The sequence below is a fragment of the Candidatus Kuenenia sp. genome (assembly GCF_027493735.1).
GTDB lineage: Bacteria > Planctomycetota > Brocadiia > Brocadiales > Brocadiaceae > Kuenenia > Kuenenia stuttgartiensis_A.
This window is the reverse complement of record NZ_JAOSKF010000005.1, coordinates 106922-126353: the sequence shown is the minus strand read 5'-3', so window position 1 is coordinate 126353 and position 19432 is coordinate 106922. Positions and strand designations below refer to the sequence as shown.

Here is a 19432-nt window from a genome sequence, read left to right as displayed (position 1 = left end):
TTGTGATTGACGGTTAATTTTATGATTACGCTTGATATGCCAATAAAAATCAAAAATACGCCCACAAAAGCCATTGCCTTATTATTAAGGAGTTGTACCGGTTTTTTTGTCAGGTAGGAAATGCCGGAGAGTGCGGGGATAGTGCCTAACCAGAACGAGAAAAGCAATATGCCGCCCCATAGTGGATTGTGCGTAGTAACGGCTATAAGGATAAAACCATATAACCATCCGCATGGCAGTAAAGGGCTGAGGACACCTATTAAAAAACCCGCTCTCTTTGGCGAAACCCTGGCTTCTAATAAACGCCCTACTCTTTTCTGGTAAAATAACCGCAGAAAATACGGTTGTTTTATGTGCAGATTGCCCTCTTTCAGAATACGGAATCCGATAATAAAGAAGGTTATACCCAGGAAAATCGTTGATACAAAAGAGAGGTATTTCATTTCTGAATGGATAAATTTTGAGCCAAGAAGCCCCGCCAGGGCACCAATGCAAAAGTATCCTAAAAAGCGTCCTATATGGTATGAAATCAGCCCCGCTTTGCTGTGAGCGCTTGCGGCCAATGCCAGGCCGCCGCACATTCCTACACAGTGGACACTGCCGATAAGGCTTGCGGCAATTACTGCAAAAGGAACAAAGAAGGGTGACATTTCTCCAATGCGTTGTATTATATTATTTGACAGGTCCGGCAAGGGTTAACTCCTTTATGTAATTTCGGGTTGTTTTGTTGTTTGATGTAGCAGCAATGTGTAATTGAAAATTCAGTTGCCCTTTTTCGCTCAAAAGCGATTTGGGAAACGTTATGAAAAAATGGTTTTTTGTTGTTTTTCCCGGCGCAATCATTTCAGGATACGTCGGCGCTATAATTTCAATCCCTTTATTTCTGCTATCTTCAGCGTGTTTAATATCCACTTCTATCTCATGAAAGCTCTGGTTTTTCAGATTCAGCGTGTAATGGTTTGAGATGAGGGGTTCTTCCCGGGATTTGGTAATTACCCGATAAGGACTTTCCTGCGCTCTCAATACGGTAATATCCAAATCAGGCCTGTTTGAAATATAGGAGGCTAATCCTATCAGGCAGGCGGAGACTAATCCCAGGTAAATCATGTTTTTAATACGCCAAAAACCTGAGGGTCTTCCTCTCAGGCCGTTTTCCGACTCATACCGTATAAGCCCCTTCGGCTTTTTAACCGTTGCCATTACCGTGTCGCATGCGTCAATGCAGGCAGTACAGGCAATACATTCCATTTGCAGCCCTTTGCGGATATCTATTCCTGTTGGACAAACGGCAACACATTTATAGCAATTAATGCAATCTCCCGGCTCTTCCGTCTTCGGTTGCAGCCCTTTTCGCGGTTCACCTCTTTTTTCATCGTAAATTATTGCAAGGGAGTTTTCGTCCATTAATACCGATTGCAATCTTCCGTACGGACAGATTGATATGCACAACTGCTCCCTAAACCAGCCAAAATTCAACATCACCACAATGGTAACAATACCTGTGGTCAGAAAAACCGCCCAATTTTTAAAGGGGGAAATGGCAATCATTGAGACGAGATTTTCTGCTCCGGCAAAATATGCAAGGATTGTGTGAGAGATAACAGCGCTTGTCAAAAAAAACAAAGACCATTTAACTGTTTTTTTGATTAATTTCTCTTTGTGAAAAGGCGCCTTCCGGAGTTTGATTCTCGCAATATGGCCTCCCTCTACGAAAGATTCAATTTTTCGGAAAATTGCTCCAATAAAAACCGTTTGCGGGCAAGCCCATCCGCACCATACCCTTCCCCAGGCAGAAGTGGCAAAGACGATTCCCATGGAAAAACTTGCCATCACGAAGAAGAGCATGGGCGTGTCATGCCCCCAGAATTGTAAGCCAAACAGCGAAAATCTTCTGTGCGGTATGTCAATGAGAATTGCAGGAAAACCGTTTATTTTTATCCAGGGAAACAGAAAAAATGCGATGAGCAGCGCTATTTCAACAATGGTTCTGTACTTTCTGTAGAATCCGTAAACTGCCATAGGATGGGTTATGCGAATACCCTCATGGGACGGATTGTAGAAGTTTTTCGACATATTATTCTTCTACAAGTTCTCCTTCCGGGTCTCTTGGGTTTTCAGGCATGGAACCTCTTAATGATTTTATATAAGCGGCTGTTTGCTGAATGTTTTCATCTGTAATTCTTCCTCTCCATGCAGCCATGCCGGTGTCGGGAATGCCATCGCTGATTATGCTTGCTATTTCGCGTATTCCCCCTCTGCCGTGTAACCAGTAATTATCCACCAGGTTTGGCCCGATCAATCCTTCTCCTTCTTCTCCATGGCAGGAAGAACATTTTGAGGCGTACACCTCTTTCCCCTTTGCCAATGCATCCTTGTCAGCCAGCAGCGTAGTGAGCTGCGCTTCAGTTATTTCAGGCAGTTCCATCAGTATTTCTTCCGCTTGCATCATATTCGCAGGTGGAGCAACAGTCGCGGCTACCTGCAATTTCCCGTTCCTAACGCTTCCGAAATGGTACCCAAGGTAGAAGACGGCAAAAAGGATCGTTGTATAGAAAATATACATTAGCCATGCCGGGCATGGGTTGTCATATTCGGTAATCCCGTCGTATTCATCCCCTGTCATAGGAGTATCTTTTACATGAGTATCCCTGTTCATGATCGTTCCTCCTCGCGAAGCGGCAAATGGGACATATAATCATAGTGTTTGGCAGCGCCCTTCCTTTGAATCCAAAAAAGGATGCCCAGAAAAACAAAAAAGAATAAAAAAAATCCAATCGCCGCCAAATACGTATCGGTAAAGTGTGCTAAAGCCTGTTGTTTCATGTTATTGAACTCCTTTCTGTCCAAGCGCCTGGAGATATGCTATTAATGCAGTGATTTCCTTGTCTTCCACATTTTCTTTCACGCCTTGTTTTTTAAGAGATTCGGCAATTTCATGCGCCTGTATTTCCGCCATAATATCTGCATCCGCCCGTTCTTTTTCTGAATAGGGAGCGCCCATTTTATGGAGGAGGGATATCTTCTTTCTTATGCCGAAAAAGTGAATCTTCTTCTTTGCCAGCCAGGGGTAGGCGGGCATAATGGATTCCTTTATGACGGCACGGGGATTTATCATATGCATGTAATGCCAAAGGTCGGGGTATTTTTTCCCCAGTCTTGCAAGGTCTGGCCCCGTGCGTTTCGACCCCCATTGAGAAGGCCTGTCGTACATGGATTCTTCAATAATGGAAGCGTGCCCGTATCGTAATATTTCCGGGGGCATCGTCCGGATCATTTGCGAATGGCAATTGTGGCACCCTTCTTTTATATAAATATCACGCCCTTCCAGTTCCAAGGGTGTGAATGACGCCATTTTGTTCTCCGGCGTAATGTATTTATGAATGGAAAGTGTGGGGACTATTTCAATGACAGAGCCTACCATGATGGCAATAAGCGCCAAAACACTGAACGTAACCGCCATCCCTTCAAGCCTTCTATGCCCGTGTTCTGAAAGGGGAACGGTCTTAGGGGATACACTTATTTGTATTGTATCATTTTTTAAAATCGGGGGCGATAGTCTGATGGTCTTGCAAATGTTATACAGCAACAGGAAGAAACCGCCTAAGAACAATACTCCCCCTATTGCGCGGAAGTAAAAGAGCGGAATTATGCGAATGACGGTTTCAATGAATTCCGGATAGACAAGATTTCCTTTATTGTCCATTTCCATCCACATCAAACTTTGTGTAATTCCTGCGGCCAGCATTGAAATGTAATAAAGAAGTATGCCTAAAAGGCCTACCCAGAAATGTATGTTTGCGAGTTTTTTGCTATATAATTCTGTTTTCCACAATTTCGGGACAATATAATATATCATTGCAAACGCAAGAAATCCGTTCCAGCCCAATGTTCCCACATGAACATGTCCTATAATCCAGTCAGTGTAATGGCCAATAGCGTTTACCGGCTTAAGGGAGAGAAGCGACCCTTCAAAGGTTCCCATACCGTAAAAAGTAATGGCCGCCACAAAAAATTTAACGATTGGTTCAGTGCGTAATAAATGCCATGCCCCACGGATCGTCAACAGCCCGTTTACCATACCGCCCCAACTTGGCGCCCATAGCATGACGCTGAAAATTACACCCAGGGTTTGCAGCCAGGCAGGCAGCGCCGTATTCAAAAGATGATGGGGGCCTGCCCAGATATAAATAAAGATAAGAGACCAGAAGTGTAATATCGAAAGCCTGTAGCTGTAAATAGGCCTGTTTACGGCTTTTGGCAAATAGTAATACATTAATCCGAGAAAAGGCGTAGTAAGGAAAAAGGCGACGGCATTATGTCCGTACCACCATTGAACAAGCGCGTCCTGTATTCCGGCAAATACAATATAACTTTTAAACAAACTAACGGGCAGGCTTATTGCATTAATAATGTAAAGCACTCCCACGGTAATGACCGTAGCAATGTAAAACCAGATGGAAACGTACAGGTGTTTTTCATTGCGTTTCAGCAAAGTGCCGAAAAAATTAATGGCAAATATAACCCATACCAAAGCGACAAGAATATCAATGGGCCATTCCAGTTCAGCATACTCTTTCCCTTGCGTTAACCCTAGCGGTATTGTAATGACGGCCAGTACGATAATACTTTGCCAGCCCCAAAAGTGCAGCCTGCTTAAGGTATCGGAAAACATGCGCGTCTTTAATAACCGCTGAGAAGAATGGTATATGCCGGCGAAAATGGCATTGCCGGCAAATGCGAAGATGTTTGCGTTGGTGTGTACCGGCCTTAGCCGTCCGTAAGTAAGCCACCCGGTATTAAAATTTAATTGCCAAACCGCTATTTGAAATGCCACAAATACCCCTATTGTGAAGGCGATTGCCGCCCAAACGATGGTGGCTATGGTGAACATTCTGGCAATTTTGTCATCATATTCAATTTGAATACGATTTGAGGTATCAACGTTTGATGCGCCCATGTTTCTTCTTTTCTCCAATTAAATTTAATAATTTTTTTGCAAAACTTCAGTTGTTTAAAATGTTGCGCTTCTTATATTTTTTTGTTCCAGTCATCAATTAAAATTTTATGTGCTGGTGTTTCAAGATCGTCAAATTGTTCATTTTTCACCGCCCATAAAAAGGTATATACAAAAAATGACGCTAAAACAATTGAGATGGGAATCATTATGTAAAGTATTGTCATTGTTAGATATAATATTATTCTGCAAAAACATGTTTTTTCATGAAGTTTTTTGCCGCCCCTTCATCCCCTCATTGTATGGGGAATAGGAAAGATGGGTGGTCTTTAATTGCGGCGATGCTGCGATATGTTTTATCTATTAATGAATGTGAAAAACCATATCAGGAAATTATAAACAAATGTTTTATTAAATCAAAAACAAACTTTGTCTTTCTTGCTACTGCTGGATTGCTACCGGAACCAATGTCAGCCTGATAGAAGAAGCCAAGCTCAAATACATCTCGGCATTGGATAGAAATCAGATACCCTCTTGCGGTGTCAGCTAAGGCATTTACGACAATTTAGAGCAAATGCTTCGCCTCTACACTATGCGGCAAGACCTTTTCTTGCACTTCAAATGCATCGCTTGTAATGTAGAGAACAAAAAAGCACTTTATTTTACCCTCTCTCTTTCGTTACTACAGAGATACTCCCGCGCCATTTTGCCTGTTTTGCTTATTTTTGCCCATTTATAAGGTAATTCTATTGTTTTTTACTTTCTTCTCCACTTATTGACGGGAGCTTTTGGCACAAATTCTTGATCCGCGTCTTTCGTAAGGTAACTTTGACGTTGTCGTGGGGAAGTGTCCCTTTAATCAGGCTGAGTTTTTAAAAGGCAAAAACCCAATGGCATTCATTTTTACCCACTCACTTGCCTGAAGAGCCAATATTTGAAATCCCTTTTAATGCCGTAGCAAGGCACGCCTTGCCACTACAATTTGCATGAAAAACCCCTGGCAGGGTTAAAATAAAAAAGGATGCTTGCTATACAATACCCCTCTGACTACAGGCATGTGTGAAGATTTACAAAAAATCGGGAATGCATCCCCATAAATTGGCAATATTATTTGCTATGCATCTGTTTCCTACCCGGCTTCTGACTATGCCAGCTTAGGGTCTTTTCGGTATACCGCTAAATAAATGCATGATGGGATTATTAGAATAAACGCGGAGAGGGAAATTATCATGCCTATGACAAAAGATTTTGGTTCGTACAAAAACCTGACGATGTGTTCTCCTTTTTCAAGGAAGACAGACCGTATCACGTAATCTGTTTTATATATCCTGCTCCTCCTGCCGTCCACATAGGCATTCCATCCCGGATAATACGTATCGCCCAGGACAAGGTATCCATCTTCCGCAAGAGACGCCTTAATTGTTACACTGTTTGGCGTATACTCAAGTATTTCCGGCAATGGTTCGTTTCGTATGTTTTGCAATCCGGCAGTGCGGACAGGCGGTAATGGTTCTTCTACAATAATATATTCTTCCGGTTGAAATTCATCGCCTGAAAGTTCCTTAAATATTGCATCTCTGCCATGAAGTTCCTTTGCCTTCCGGACAATAAAAGCGCGCGGCAGTGCATGTGTGTTTTCAAAAATGGCGTATTTTGCGTCATTGTATAATAATGTAAAACCCGGATGATTTATTCTTGCGTTTGAGGGAAGAAGTAGATATTTCACATTTAGGAGGTTGGTAAGTTTTGAAATGTTAGATACCTCCATTACTATGTTTGGCTGTTCAATGGGTTTTCCGCTTAACAGATTAACAAACTCGCTGTATTCCTTTATCACATTGGCGTCGTATCCTCCTATATTTGCAATATAGTGCGCCATGCCCTGATTCAACTCAAAATGTCCGATCGTTGTTATGCGGGACGGGCGAGGGTCTTTCTTCAAGACATCGGTTACTTCTTTATTCCAAAAACAATCCTGAAGATCGAATGTGACCATATAGCGGTTTCCAAACATCCACAAATCTCCAAATAGCAAGGCGATTGTAAGAGGAATAAGCACCTTCTTATTGAATCGTCCGTTTATCCATAATCCGACAATAAGCAGGCTGAGTATTGCCAGTATTATAACTTTTATAGCACTCTTCCTGGCTACGGCAAAGGTCGTTTGCAGAAAATTGGCATTATTCAGACCAGGCAGCGTTGTGTAGCGGTCGCCCCATGAGTAAATTTTGAGGATAATCGCATGCCATGCGCCAAATCCCGCGTTAAACAAAAAGAATATGATAAAAAACATGCTTATTGCGGCAACTATGCCAATAGCAATTATAAGGAGGAATTTTGTCTGCTTTTTCATGGAAAAAACATTTTGTAAATATTCCATCCCAAACCCGGCAAGCACGGAGAGAGAAAAGGCAACGATGAATATAAACTTGGAATTCCCCCGAAACATGTTAAACCCGGGCACAACAGCATAGAGTACTTTGAAGATAGGGATAAATTTGCCCAGAGCAAGGATTGTTGTTATTAATGCTATAATTAAAAAAATCCTGGTATATTTGCTTTTAAAATTGAATGCGGCAATGCTGCATAGCATCAGTGAAGGGATTCCCAGATATAACGACATTTCCCATAGATAGCATCGTCCCCAATACGGCGCATTAAACAAATCGCCAAAGAAATCGGGGATAAAGAGGGTAATAAAGTTTTCAGGTAAAAAAGAAAACTGCCCCACCCATTCATACGTGAGTGTTTGCCTGGTGGAGTGCTTCACCATTTCAAAGGCAGGGAGCAATTGTATCGAAGAAAGAAGGGCGCCTGTAGTATAAATGACAAAAATGCCGGCAAATGAATAACCCGCCCACCTCCCGTTTTTGTGTCCGGCAAACTCTTGCAGAATACGCACGATAAAGTACAGCGATACGGCAATTGCCGTATAAAAGAAATACTGGGGATGCCCTGCCAATATATTGCAGGCAACGGCAACGCCTCCGGCAAGTGCATACAAAAGATTTCTGGTTCGGATAAAAAGCTCAGAAAACAAGAGGATAAGCGGCAGCCATATCATGGTGCACAGATTTGGCAGGTGCCCGGGATAGACGTGAAATATCTGCGGAGCACAAAACATAAAGATAATGGCAGAAATTATGCAGCTTGTCCGGGATAGCCCGCCTGCCTCTCTGCTCTTCAAAGGAGATGCACCCTGCCTTTCTGCTCCGGAAAAACGAAGATATTTCATGTAGAGATAGGTGAACACTCCGGACAAAAATACGTGCAGGATGATGCTGTAATTAATTGCAACATTAATGGGAAATAGGAGAAAAATAAGATTAAGCGGATAAAACAATGCGGACTGTATGCCGCCAACGAAGGGCGATCCGCTATAAATATAAGGATTCCAAAGGGGCAGTGTACCCTTTGCCAGCGTATCAAAACCAAAATACCTCCAATAAAAGAGCTGATGGCGGGTATCAGTATTTTGGTCACTCAGTATGCTGGTATCAAAGGGGATAACGACCTTGTGAAAGTATGCCAGGGTAAGGAGAAACAGGAGAAGGATGGCATACCAGTCATATTTCGACCAGGCTTCAGATGGGTTTGTAATTAAAATCGAAGCTGAATAATTGCTGTAGTTCTTGTTTAGCATTTGTTCTTTATTTATGGGCGTAGTATATTATTTAGGGTCTTCTAAGTTTTGTGTGGGTAAATTTTCAGTATAGTTCTTTCTCAATACCATAAGGAATAATGTTTTCCGGGTAAAATAAGACTACAAAAAGCTGTACGTGCAGGTTTATACTATTCAGGCAAGAGAATGGGGTATTCATGAAAACCTGTAAAATCTTATCAGGATTATATTCACATTCTGGATTTCGATCTCGAAGTAAATTAACTGGTGTTTATGGTGATCCGTATGCGATGGTCATCAAACTGGTACGCCGACAAAAAAAACGTTTGCTCTGTTTGTCATACACCATCAAAGACATATTACGATAGCGAAATCAAACGGGCGATAGACTTTTCGAGCGGCGCATTTAGAATCTACGTTGAATTTGAATACCGCCGTGTGTTTTGCAAGAAATGTATGCCATGAAAGTAGAAACGTTGTCATGGCTTGCCTCGAATACTTGAAATACCCAGTTTCCTGATTCAACAGTTGCCAATATTTGATGCGGAATTTTGTTTCCAAGTGTTGCAATGTCATAATGCTATGTTACGCCCTCACTAGTATAACGTTTCATTAAAATATCTACATTGATACCGTCATTGCTAGCGACAGCGAAGCACTCTTAAGTCTTTTGGGAACAAGAGATTGCTTCGCCGCTCCACTCCTCGCAATGACATTTTTTTACGTACACATTTTAACGAAACGATGTACTAGCCTTAACAAGGACGCTTTCCAATTCTAAATCTTCTGTAATCCTATCAAAGACATCAATATCATTATTTTTTTCATATCAATCGTAACTATTCAGCGTAAACGATACACGGCTCGTTCCCAAACCTTGTACTGAGCATAGTGAAGTATCTGTTTGGGAATGCATTTGTTCGGGAAACTCCGGTTTCTCGCCTGTTTGCTGATAGATAGGGAATAAAATCACAGGGTTAAGACAGTTTGCAATTTGTCAAGTCAGACCCTCACTGGAAACAAAGTTTTCAGTGCAATTACGTTCCCAAACAGATACTTCACTATGTTCAGTACAAGGTTTGGGAACGAGTTGCGCTCTGATCTCCGGTAGTTTAATAAATTACGCTGAATAGTTACTATCAATCTCTTTCCCAGTCACTGTAAAAGGCAGCCGGATTTAAAAATAAGGATTATGTTTCTTTTCTTTACCAATTGTGGTAACGGGGCCGTGTCCGGGGTATACCAATACGTGGTCTTCCAAGGTGAATAAGCGGGTTTTTACTGAGTTAATCAGCGTATCGTGAGAGCCTCCGTAAAGGTCTGTCCTTCCAACAGAACCTGCAAACAATGTATCTCCTGCAAAAATTGCGTTATTAAAAAGGAAACACACGCAGCCGGGGGAATGCCCGGGGGTATGGATTATGCGTATTACTTCATCTCCGAGGGGGAGTTCTTCGTTATCAATGAGGTAGCGGTCTACTTTGGGTTTGGGAATCGGGGGTAATCCAAAATAATTTGACTGTTCGTCAAGAAAGTCAAGAAGCGGGACGTCTCCCTGATGAAGTAAAAATGGTGCGCCTGTTAAAGCATGAAGCTCGCTTACCCCGCCGACATGGTCAAAATGTGCATGAGTATTGATAATGTATTTCAGGGTAAGGTTTTGTTTTTTGAGGATTTCAACAATTTCTTTCACATTGCCGCCTGCATCTATTACTGCGGCAGTATTATCTGACCTGGAACCGATAATGTAACAATTAACCGATAATGGGCCAACTTCTAATGTCTCAAATATTATATCCGGTGATTTCATCAGCAGGAAAAACGCGCCTTGTAATAGAATGGAAAGGTCTTGCTGTTAAAAGAGGTATTTTCTTCCAAATTATTTACATCGATAGCTTCTCTGGCAAAAGTGCTGTGGCATGTTTTGCAGTTCCACAATTCGCGGCCTTTAAATAATCCCTTTTGCCTTTGCATGCCAAAGAAAATAAAATTCGTCCCTTTACAATGAGGACACACAAATATTTTCTGCTTCAACTCTTTTTCTGCTATCATTGCTCCCTCCCTCCTGAAATTATTTCCCGCAAACTTTATAGTATTTAATACGTATAATCAACAAAAAACCTTTTTATATTTTTCCTTGAACAAAGGAAAGTTGCACACTTTATCTAATGGGGAAATTAGCGGGGCTTTTATGTGCTTTAAAACACCCCTGTACCGTAAATAACTCATTATTAGTAGAGTATCTGACTGTTTTGGTTATTATACATTGATTCTTTTTGTTTGTTTCATAATGAAAATACCATCTTTATCTTTCATTCCCATGTAATCGGGCATCCGGAAATGTGGATCGGCAATTCATGGATTTACACTACCGGATTCCTGCCTTCGCAGGGATGATATTTTCGATCCCTCTTGTATTTTTGTGAGGCAGGTATGCTGCCTTTTATTAAGCAACAGCTTGTTTTTTGTTGTCATAAAAGTTTTCATTTCGCTGTAACAATCATCGCAACCATAAGGGTATTCAATACAGACAGAACAATTTTTTTTGCTATACTTTTTCATGAACAATTCACTCCTCTTTTATTCAATTAAATAACTATCGGTGATGAATGTTTATAAAAATTCTGATATCACTTTTCGCAATTATAGTGCCCGAAGAATGTATTCATATGCGTATGTTGAAAAATGGATACATTTTTCCCGGGAAAAACCAGAAACTGTGGGGATATAAAGTACATCAAAAAAACAATTTATGTATTTAAAAACTATTATGAGATGGTAATAAAAATAGTTAAGGATTGTTTTTGCGGGAATCAAGCCTTTCCTCTTAAAAAAGGTGTTAATTTCGCTTTTTTCAGGCAAAAATTTCAATGAATATTCTGTAAGTATTTATTTTAATAAGCGTTACATGAATGATGCAAATTTTGCCATGGTCTTAATTATTAGACAAGGGTTTCTAAGGAGGGGCAATATTTTCAGGGTATTGGCGCAAAAAATGCGTTTTGTGACAAAGGCGATATAATCAATGTAATGTGCATTTATAACATAGGTCGGGAATTTTTAGATAGGCGAATAGATCAAATTATCACGACAGCGACATTTTATTCTTACATCCTGCGCAAGAATATGATAGGTTTTCACTCATAAGGTGTGAGTAAAATTTATTAGACAGTAATGTGGATTAAGTGACAGCAAATACACAGTTCCTTCATTATTATTGATGGATTCGATGCGAAAAAAACCGCTCCTTAATCAACCCTACCCGGGAAATAAAAATGTTGCAGCAATGTTGTTTAGTACCTTAAGAGTTATAGCCAAACAAATATGATTTTAGAAATTTGGCGATAAAATGGCTTTCTAAAAAACAGATTTATTTGACTAAGCATATTATCAAACACACCCCAGTCCCCTCTAAAAAGAGGGGACTGGGGTGTGTAAATTTTTCGAAAACATTATTTGTTTGACTATATATCTAAATTTCGTACTTCCAGGGCATGTTTTTCTATAAATTCCCTTCTTCTTTGAACGTCTTTGCCGGCTAAGGTGCTGAAAATGGAATCTGCTTTTGCCGCATCCTCAACTTTTACTTTCAGCAACGTTCTTGTATTGAAGTTCATGGTTGTTTCCGCCAGTTCTTCTGCGTTCATTTCTCCCAAACCTTTATAACGCTGGATCTCCATGCCTTTCCTTGCGATTTCCCTTATTTTTTCCAGTATTTCATTAAGAGAGAATGCATTAATCTCTGATTCGCCGGCTATTAATTTGTATTTTGGTTTCTCATCATTTTGTCCGCGAAAATATTCATCTATTGTAAAGCCAAAACCCTCTATCAGATTGATTGTTTTTTCAATTTCCTTGCATTCGTGATATTCAATTACCTCGATTGCCCCGCCTTCTCCTTTTTCTTTCTCATCAGCCATATCATCTTCTTCCAGGATTTCCAGTTCTTTTCCTTCTTTTTGTTGTTTCTCTTTTATGTACGCTTCCAGATCCTCTTCCGAAGAAAGATACGTTATTTTGTCTTTGTATGTTACTTTATAATAAGGCAGTTTTCCCGTTTCCTTGTTTCTCAGCGACAAAAATTTTCTAAGAGAGACACCCTTTTTGCTTAAAAATTTAATGTGCTCTTCCATCTGAACAAGGAGTGGCAATAGTTTTTCCAGCGTTTGGCTGTCGAGCGTCTCTTTTTTATCACTGCATATTTCCATTACCGTTCCTTCTATGCCGAACGTGATTAATTTTTTTTGCAGTCCCTTATCGTCATAGATATATTCCTGTCTTTTGTTTTTGACTATTTTAAATAACGGCGGCTGCGCTATGTAAACATGTCCTTTGTCTATCAATTCGATCATCTGGCGGAAAAAAAAGGTGAGCAAAAGGGTTCTGATGTGGGCGCCATCAATATCCGCATCCGTCATAATAATGATCTTTGCATATCTCAGGTTTTTCAGGTTGAAATCATCAATCCCGATGCCTGTGCCTAAAGCGGATATGAGGGTTCTGATTTCTTCATTGCTGAGCATTTTATCAATGCGTGCCTTTTCAACATTTAATATGACTCCTTTGAGCGGGAGGATTGCCTGAACCCTCCTGTCTCTTCCTTGCTTTGCGGTACCGCCTGCAGAGATGCCTTCCACTAAAAAAAGCTCCGATGTTTCAAAATCCCTGGAAGAGCAGTCCGCCAGTTTCCCGGGAAGGTTAGAACTGCTTAACGCTCCCTTTCTTCGGGTAAGGTCTCTGGCTTTTCTTGCGGCTTCTCTTGCCCTTGAAGCCTCGATTCCCTTGTTAATAATGGCCTTTGCTGTTGACGGCGTTTCCTCGAAATATATGCCAAGTTGTTCCCCGATGATTGTTTCAACAATACCCTGAACCTCTCTGTTCCCCAGTTTTGTTTTTGTTTGTCCTTCAAATTGAGGTTCGGGTAGTTTGATGCTGATAACCGCCGTAAGCCCCTCTTTGTAATCATCTCCCGTGGGGGCTTTCTCTTCGCCTTGTATTTTTTTATTTTTAAGGTAGTTGTTTAGTGTTCGGGTAAGCGCAGCCCTGAAACCACTTAAATGAGTACCGCCTTCCACCGTATTTATGTTGTTTGCAAACGAATAGATATTTTCGTTGTAGCTTTCATTGTATTGAAAGGCCACTTCCACGACGATTTCATTAATTTCCTTTTCAAGATATATGATATCCTTATGAATCACTTCTTTGCCGCTATTCAGTTCTTCTACAAATGCCCTTATACCGCCTTCGTACTGGAACGTTTCATTTTTATCCGTTTTTTCGTCGGTAAAGGTTATTTTTAGCCCTTTGTTGAGAAATGCGTATTCCCGCAACCGCTTTGCGATCGTTTCATAACAAAATGCGGTGTCTTCAAATATTTCATGGTCTGGTTTAAAAACAATTTTGGTGCCCCGTTTTTTCGTTATTCCCCTTGTTTCCACCGGTGTAATAACTTCCCCCTTTTCGTACCTCTGGAAGTATACATGTCCATTCCTTTTTACTTCCACTTCAAACCATTCGCTTAAGGCATTTACGACAGACACCCCGACGCCGTGTAATCCCCCTGACGTCTTGTAGCTTTTATGTTCAAATTTACCCCCGGCATGCAGCATTGTCATAACGACTTCCAATGCAGATTTGTTTGTTTCCTTATGTATATCGACAGGGATGCCGCGTCCGTCATCAACAACGGTTACACTGCCATCGACATTTATTTTTACGGCAATGTTTTCGCAGAAACCGGCAAGGGCTTCATCCACACTGTTGCAAACGATTTCTTCAACCAGGTGATGCAACCCATTGGCGGTGGTATCTCCAATATACATTGCCGGGCGCTTTCTGACGGCTTCAATTCCCCCTAATGTTTTTATTGACGTTGCATCATAGGCATCTGCTTCCAAAACGGCGTCCAAAGTATCATTGTTCGTCATTATTTTATATTTCCCACCTTAAAACGAATGTCATCTATAGATTTTTTCCCCATTAACTCGTTGATCTTTTGAATTATAGCATGCCGTTCAAAGTTAGTCAAATGGTGAATCAGGGCGGAGGATTCAACATTTATATACAAAATCCGGTTCTTTAACCCATCGATCCTGGTAATCTGGTATATTTCATCGCCGACGATGTTTCGCCATGCGTTCCTGATATTATTATGGAGGGCATTGGTGCGGGAGAGGGTTTTGGGGGGAAAGAGTTCCTTTAGTAAATCGCCAATATGTTTGGGCTTGTTTTTGTTAATAAAGTATCGGTCACGCAATTCATCTTTCATAAAGCAAAAATCCATAATTGTATAAATGTTGCAGGGACGACCCTAAAATTGACCAATGACTAATGACCAAACTTAGAAATTCAACCTTTTTGGTTGAGGCTTGTGATGTGACCTATTACTTCCATTCAACGGGCATCATGACGTTTATTTCTTCATGCCCGGTTTTAAACAATGCTGCATCGTCGATTTCGCCAAGTTCAATGGTGATCGTTTCGCAATCTGAAGCCCTTAAAAAATCTAAAATGTAATCGGGATTGAAGGTATTCGTATAATCAGGTCCGTCATATTGCGCAGCAATTTCCAATGCAGCCTCCCCGACATTTGCGGCGCTCGAAAAGATTGACAGTTTGTTTTTTGTTAATGAAAATTCGACCACGCGGTATTCGTCATTGGTGACAAATGACGCCATTCTTACTATGGATAATAGTTCATCCCGGTTTACTTCAATCTTTTTATCGTTATTTTTGGGTATCACCTCATCATAGTTTGGATATTTTCCCTCTATGAGTTGCGATATTACTTCTCCTTTTTCTCCGATGAAATGTATTTGTGATTCGCCCATCCCGACCATCAATGTACCTTTGCATTCAGATACAAAACGCTGCAAAAAAGCGAGGCATTTTACGCCCACTATTCCCGACATGGAAACGTTTTCCGGATTACGGACCTTTCGTTTTACCACTGCCAGCCTGTTCATATCGGAGCCTACCATGATAATGGTATCGCCAAAAATTTTAACCGATATCCCGCTGTAAATGCTGAGCGCTTTTATGGAAGATACCGCATATGCAACCTTTTCCACCATCTTACCAAGTATTTCACCGTCTATTTCGACAAATGAGGTTACGTCTGTTTTTGTTATATTGGGGAACTGAAGGCAGTCGTCCCCCAAAATCTTAAAACTACCCCCCTTTGATTGCAATGTACAATGGCCTGCTTCTACCGTTACAGAAATTTCTTCGTTGCCCGCCCATTCCCGGAAAATATTATTAGCCCTCGATGCAGGCAACACAATACCGCCCTCGCCTTCGCATGCCTTTGCCGGTATCCTGTATTTAACAAGCACTTCCAGATCTGTTGCGGTTAACTCGGCACAGTTGTCCGCCACTTCCAGCTTTACACCCTGCAGAATTTGTTTCATGGCGGAAGAGGGCACTACACTTGCCGTTAAGCTAAAACCTTTATGTAAAGCGTCTCCTGAAAATAGTATTTTCATTGTTATGGTTCCTGGTTTTTATGTGAAAATGGGGTAAACACGTGTTTGTTACTATACACATGCCGGTAAGGCGAAGCCTTTGGCCGGTAAAAAAAACTTAAACAACAGATTACTTGGCGCAGCCTTTGGCCGCAACCAAATTTGTAATGCGAATATCGAAATATGAAATAATTTCAAGTGACAAAAAACTCAATACTCCAAACCTTGCGTAATGCATTTTGAAAAACTAGCATAAAAAACAAGAAGTTGATGGATAGTAGAATATGTAGTGCGACGAGGTTCGTCGCACTACAAATTACGATTTCCAGTTTCAAAAGGCTAAAGTGTTCCTTATTTCAACAATTCACCTTCCAGCTTTTGTATAATAAACGAAAGATTTTTATCATTCCCTGCCTTTTTGATGATAGTTTCATCACCATGTATTACGGTTGAATGGTCTCTCCCGCCAAGGTATCCCCCTATTTCTGTCAGGGACATATTGGTTAATTTTCTCGAAAGATGCATAGCAATTTGCCTTGGCAGCGCCACGGTACGCGTGCGGCGCTTCGATAAAAGCTCTGAAACGCTCACATTAAATTTTTTTGAGATAGCGCCGAGAACCGCTTCAATACTAACGGTTTTTTTACTGCCCGATATTTCCCGGGAGACCTTTCTGATGAAATCGAAAGAAACGGCATTATTTGTTGCCTTTGCTTCATTGCTCAGCCGCGCAATGGCGCCTTCCAGTTCCCGGATATTGCCCGGTATATTTTCCGCGAGGTATACGGCAGATTCATGGGAAACCTTAATATTCCAGGCGGCAGCCCTTTTTTCAACAATTGCGGCTCGTGTTTCCAGGGAAGGCGTACTAATGCCGCATACAAGCCCCCATTTAAAGCGGGATACCAAACGGTCTTCCATGTATGCAATAGATTCCGGGGGATAATTGCTTGTGATGACAATTTGTTTTCCGTCATTATAAAGGGCGTTGAAGGTATGGAAGAACTCTTCCCTGCTTCCGTAGGAATTCTCAAAAAATTGTATATCGTCCATCAAAAGCACGTCCACATTCCGGTAAAACTTTCTAAATGCTTCCATGTTGTTGGATTGTATTGCGGAAATGTAGTGGTTTACAAAATGTTCACAGGATAAATAGAACGTCTTCAAACGGCCTTGTTGAAGGATGAAATTATTAATGGCGTGCATAAGGTGCGTTTTCCCCAATCCACTGGCGCCATGGATAAAAAGAGGGTTATATGCATATCCCGGAGAGCCGGCAACGGAAACTGCCGCTGCGTGCGCCATACGGTTATATGCGGCAACAACAAAGTTTTCGAAGGTATATCTTTTGTTTATTGATGAGAGAGAAACAATATTCATAGACGATGCATTTGCATTAGAGATGTCATTGTCTTTGGATTGTAATTGCATTTGCGTTGTGATGGCAGGTTTTTCCGCCGAAATAATGTCGATTTCAAATGAGGGGTGCAGCAGTTTATACACTATACTAGAAATGAATTCCAGGTAATCTGCGCATATCCGGTTTTTTATGGAATCGCCTGGCACGGCAAACGTAATGCTGTTATCGGTAATAGAGGAGATTTCCATGCGGGAAAACCATTGGTCATATTGTTCCGGAGGAACGGTTTTTCGTATCTCTGCACGGATGCTTTCTATCAGGTAATCACTTTCTGTGGAGGTGAGCATCTGTATTGTTTGAAATCCATATGACGAGGGATTGAGTTGTTGTTTGTCGTTATCGTTATACATGGGAAGCCGCCTGTATATTTTCAATATGATAAAAGATCAAAGCCATATGCCATTTTTATCTGATTTTACGTTTATCTTGTTAATATTCAATAATTTATTGTTTTCGCATATTTCAATTTCAAAATGTCCGTGTATGCCATTGTGAGTGAGGTGTTTTTTTAACGACGATGCGGGAAATTTTATTGTTTCGCCGGACGCGGTAGTTGTCTGTATGTATTTCGCAGTGCCCCTATAGTAAGCCAGATACTCATCCGGAGAAATATTGAGTGAAAATTGAAAACGCCGTGTCGTGGTCATTTTAAATTGCGATAAATGAAATGGTGAGCGGTAAATAGGGTAAATATTCTATAATAATACGCCAAATACTTTCCTCATTCTCATTCTTCATTTACTTGCATGATAACAAACAGCACCTGCTATCATGGTAAAAATATTTTTAGCCGATGAATCAAGTATTTGATCATAGACGCTGCCGGTCGGGTTGCCGGGCAATCTGATACCGCACATGTCCGCTTCAAAGCCTTCTTTTAGCTGGCCGATAGCTGTTTCCATCCCTAGCGCCTTTGCGCCATTTTTTGTAGCGATTGAAAATAGTACCTTTGGTGGTAATGAATAATGGGTATGTAAAAATTTCATCTCTTCCAGTATGTCTAATGTATCATTACTTGCCAAACTGTCCGTGCCTAATCCTACGTTGATCCCTTTTTCCAGTAGTTTTGGCAGCGGATGATTTTTGTGGCCGAAGAAGTGGTGACTTTTTGGGCAAAAAGCTATGCTGGCGCCTGATGCATGTAGTAATTGAATCTCCTCTTCAGTAAGATAATTGCAATGAATTAGCAGTGTTTTTTCGTTTAACACCCCCGCTTCATATAAATATTGTATGGGTTTACGTTCCGGAGGTTGCCATCCTTCAGGCATTGCCTTTAATTTTTGCAGCAAAACAGGCAAATGCCCGGATCCTTTTGCGAGAAATTCAATTTCATCCTCTGTTTCTGCTATGTGGGTACAAATCAGAATGTTTCTTTCTTTGGCAAGTTGGGAAGCGGCCACATACAGTTCTTTCGAAACAGAATAAGGGGCATGGGGAGAAATGCCTGCATGGTAAAGGTCTGTGGCTTTTATTTTCGCCAATTCCATGGAAGTTTTTGCTATTATTTTTTGCGCATATGCAGGATTCAGCCCAATGATCTCTTTGTAAACAACCTTGCGAATCGGGCTTTTTTCCAATACGGAAAACGAGTGTTCAGCACTTGCAATATCTGCCACCGTAGTTGTGCCGCCGGCGATACACAATGCGATTCCTTTTTTTATTGAAGCAATGGTGTCGTCTGCTTTCCATCTTGATTTTAGTGCGATTAGTTGAAATACCCAGTGTGTGAAATTGCTGGTGGGGGCAATAAGGTTTTTACTATCCGTCAGGTCAAGATGAGTATGTACGTTTATAAGCCCTGGCAACAACGCAGTATTTTTCAAATCAATAATTGCCGCATTATCCCCCAGATTCCTGATTTCATCAAATGTACCCACCTTACGTATTTTGGTGCCTTCGATAGCTATGGCGCCATTTTCAATGTAGTGGTTATTGTCTTGTACAAGATACTTTGCTTTTATGACTATCATGAG

15 protein-coding genes are annotated in these 19432 nt (G+C 41.1%); all 15 read right to left on the bottom strand.

The genetic code is table 11. The features are described 5' to 3' along the window. The coding region (locus M5U24_RS04375; protein ID WP_298201689.1) for a sulfite exporter TauE/SafE family protein at window positions 1–692 on the bottom strand (692 nt) is incomplete at its 3' end. After that, window positions 673–2073: a cytochrome c oxidase accessory protein CcoG gene (gene ccoG / locus M5U24_RS04370; protein ID WP_099325324.1), complete on the bottom strand. Its 1401-nt coding sequence runs from the start codon at window positions 2071–2073 to the stop codon at window positions 673–675. The genes M5U24_RS04375 and ccoG, both read right to left, overlap by 20 nt. A 1-nt stretch (window position 2074) precedes the next feature. Then, complete coding sequence (locus M5U24_RS04365; protein WP_099325325.1) at window positions 2075–2656, bottom strand: c-type cytochrome; 582 nt, start codon at window positions 2654–2656, stop codon at window positions 2075–2077. Beyond that, window positions 2653–2823, bottom strand: a complete 171-nt coding sequence (locus tag M5U24_RS04360; RefSeq protein WP_099325326.1) for a CcoQ/FixQ family Cbb3-type cytochrome c oxidase assembly chaperone — start codon at window positions 2821–2823, stop codon at window positions 2653–2655. The genes M5U24_RS04365 and M5U24_RS04360 overlap by 4 nt, the downstream gene beginning before the upstream one ends. 1 nt (window position 2824) lies before the next feature. Continuing rightward, a complete protein-coding gene (ccoN, locus tag M5U24_RS04355) occupies window positions 2825–4957 on the bottom strand; it encodes a cytochrome-c oxidase, cbb3-type subunit I (protein WP_298201687.1) in 2133 nt (710 codons plus the stop codon). Between the two features lie 1141 nt (window positions 4958–6098). Then, on the bottom strand, window positions 6099–8597 hold the full coding sequence (locus tag M5U24_RS04350) for a YfhO family protein (RefSeq protein WP_099325330.1): 2499 nt from the start codon (window positions 8595–8597) through the stop codon (window positions 6099–6101). 1156 nt (window positions 8598–9753) lie between these two features. After that, a complete protein-coding gene (locus M5U24_RS04345; protein WP_099325332.1) occupies window positions 9754–10386 on the bottom strand; it encodes an MBL fold metallo-hydrolase in 633 nt (210 codons plus the stop codon). After that, window positions 10386–10628 carry a hypothetical protein gene (locus M5U24_RS04340; RefSeq protein WP_099325333.1) on the bottom strand — a complete coding sequence of 81 codons (243 nt, stop codon included), beginning with the start codon at window positions 10626–10628 and terminating at the stop codon, window positions 10386–10388. The genes M5U24_RS04345 and M5U24_RS04340 overlap by 1 nt, the downstream gene beginning before the upstream one ends. 303 nt (window positions 10629–10931) lie before the next feature. Then, the gene (locus M5U24_RS04335) at window positions 10932–11138 is read right to left on the bottom strand and encodes a hypothetical protein (protein ID WP_099325334.1); all 207 of its coding nucleotides are present in this window, start codon (window positions 11136–11138) and stop codon (window positions 10932–10934) included. 902 nt (window positions 11139–12040) lie between these two features. Further along, window positions 12041–14503, bottom strand: a complete 2463-nt coding sequence (gene gyrB, locus M5U24_RS04330; RefSeq protein WP_099325336.1) for a DNA topoisomerase (ATP-hydrolyzing) subunit B — start codon at window positions 14501–14503, stop codon at window positions 12041–12043. Beyond that, a complete protein-coding gene (locus M5U24_RS04325; protein ID WP_157820528.1) occupies window positions 14503–14844 on the bottom strand; it encodes a DUF721 domain-containing protein in 342 nt (113 codons plus the stop codon). The genes gyrB and M5U24_RS04325 overlap by 1 nt, the downstream gene beginning before the upstream one ends. Window positions 14845–14959: 115 nt before the next feature. Continuing rightward, the gene (gene dnaN, locus M5U24_RS04320) at window positions 14960–16060 is read right to left on the bottom strand and encodes a DNA polymerase III subunit beta (RefSeq protein WP_298201685.1); all 1101 of its coding nucleotides are present in this window, start codon (window positions 16058–16060) and stop codon (window positions 14960–14962) included. 330 nt (window positions 16061–16390) lie between these two features. After that, a complete protein-coding gene (gene dnaA, locus M5U24_RS04315; protein ID WP_099325339.1) occupies window positions 16391–17809 on the bottom strand; it encodes a chromosomal replication initiator protein DnaA in 1419 nt (472 codons plus the stop codon). 36 nt (window positions 17810–17845) lie between these two features. Next, window positions 17846–18106, bottom strand: a complete 261-nt coding sequence (locus M5U24_RS04310) for a DUF2835 domain-containing protein (RefSeq protein WP_099325340.1) — start codon at window positions 18104–18106, stop codon at window positions 17846–17848. Between the two features lie 87 nt (window positions 18107–18193). After that, complete coding sequence (locus M5U24_RS04305; RefSeq protein ID WP_298201680.1) at window positions 18194–19429, bottom strand: amidohydrolase family protein; 1236 nt, start codon at window positions 19427–19429, stop codon at window positions 18194–18196. Window positions 19430–19432: the final 3 nt, after the last annotated feature.

Excerpts from the sequence above, each read along its gene's own strand:
- M5U24_RS04345 (WP_099325332.1), bottom strand. The coding sequence starts at position 10,386 with ATGAAATCACCGGATATAATATTTGAGACATTAGAAGTTGGCCCATTA.
- M5U24_RS04325 (WP_157820528.1), bottom strand. The coding sequence starts at position 14,844 with ATGAAAGATGAATTGCGTGACCGATACTTTATTAACAAAAACAAGCCC.
- gyrB (WP_099325336.1), bottom strand. The coding sequence starts at position 14,503 with ATGACGAACAATGATACTTTGGACGCCGTTTTGGAAGCAGATGCCTAT.
- M5U24_RS04365 (WP_099325325.1), bottom strand. The coding sequence starts at position 2,656 with ATGAACAGGGATACTCATGTAAAAGATACTCCTATGACAGGGGATGAA.
- M5U24_RS04340 (WP_099325333.1), bottom strand. The coding sequence starts at position 10,628 with ATGATAGCAGAAAAAGAGTTGAAGCAGAAAATATTTGTGTGTCCTCAT.
- M5U24_RS04305 (WP_298201680.1), bottom strand. The coding sequence starts at position 19,429 with ATGATAGTCATAAAAGCAAAGTATCTTGTACAAGACAATAACCACTAC.
- M5U24_RS04310 (WP_099325340.1), bottom strand. The coding sequence starts at position 18,106 with ATGACCACGACACGGCGTTTTCAATTTTCACTCAATATTTCTCCGGAT.
- M5U24_RS04350 (WP_099325330.1), bottom strand. The coding sequence starts at position 8,597 with ATGCTAAACAAGAACTACAGCAATTATTCAGCTTCGATTTTAATTACA.
- M5U24_RS04360 (WP_099325326.1), bottom strand. The coding sequence starts at position 2,823 with ATGAAACAACAGGCTTTAGCACACTTTACCGATACGTATTTGGCGGCG.
- ccoG (WP_099325324.1), bottom strand. The coding sequence starts at position 2,073 with ATGTCGAAAAACTTCTACAATCCGTCCCATGAGGGTATTCGCATAACC.
- M5U24_RS04335 (WP_099325334.1), bottom strand. The coding sequence starts at position 11,138 with ATGAAAAAGTATAGCAAAAAAAATTGTTCTGTCTGTATTGAATACCCT.
- ccoN (WP_298201687.1), bottom strand. The coding sequence starts at position 4,957 with ATGGGCGCATCAAACGTTGATACCTCAAATCGTATTCAAATTGAATAT.
- dnaA (WP_099325339.1), bottom strand. The coding sequence starts at position 17,809 with ATGTATAACGATAACGACAAACAACAACTCAATCCCTCGTCATATGGA.
- dnaN (WP_298201685.1), bottom strand. The coding sequence starts at position 16,060 with ATGAAAATACTATTTTCAGGAGACGCTTTACATAAAGGTTTTAGCTTA.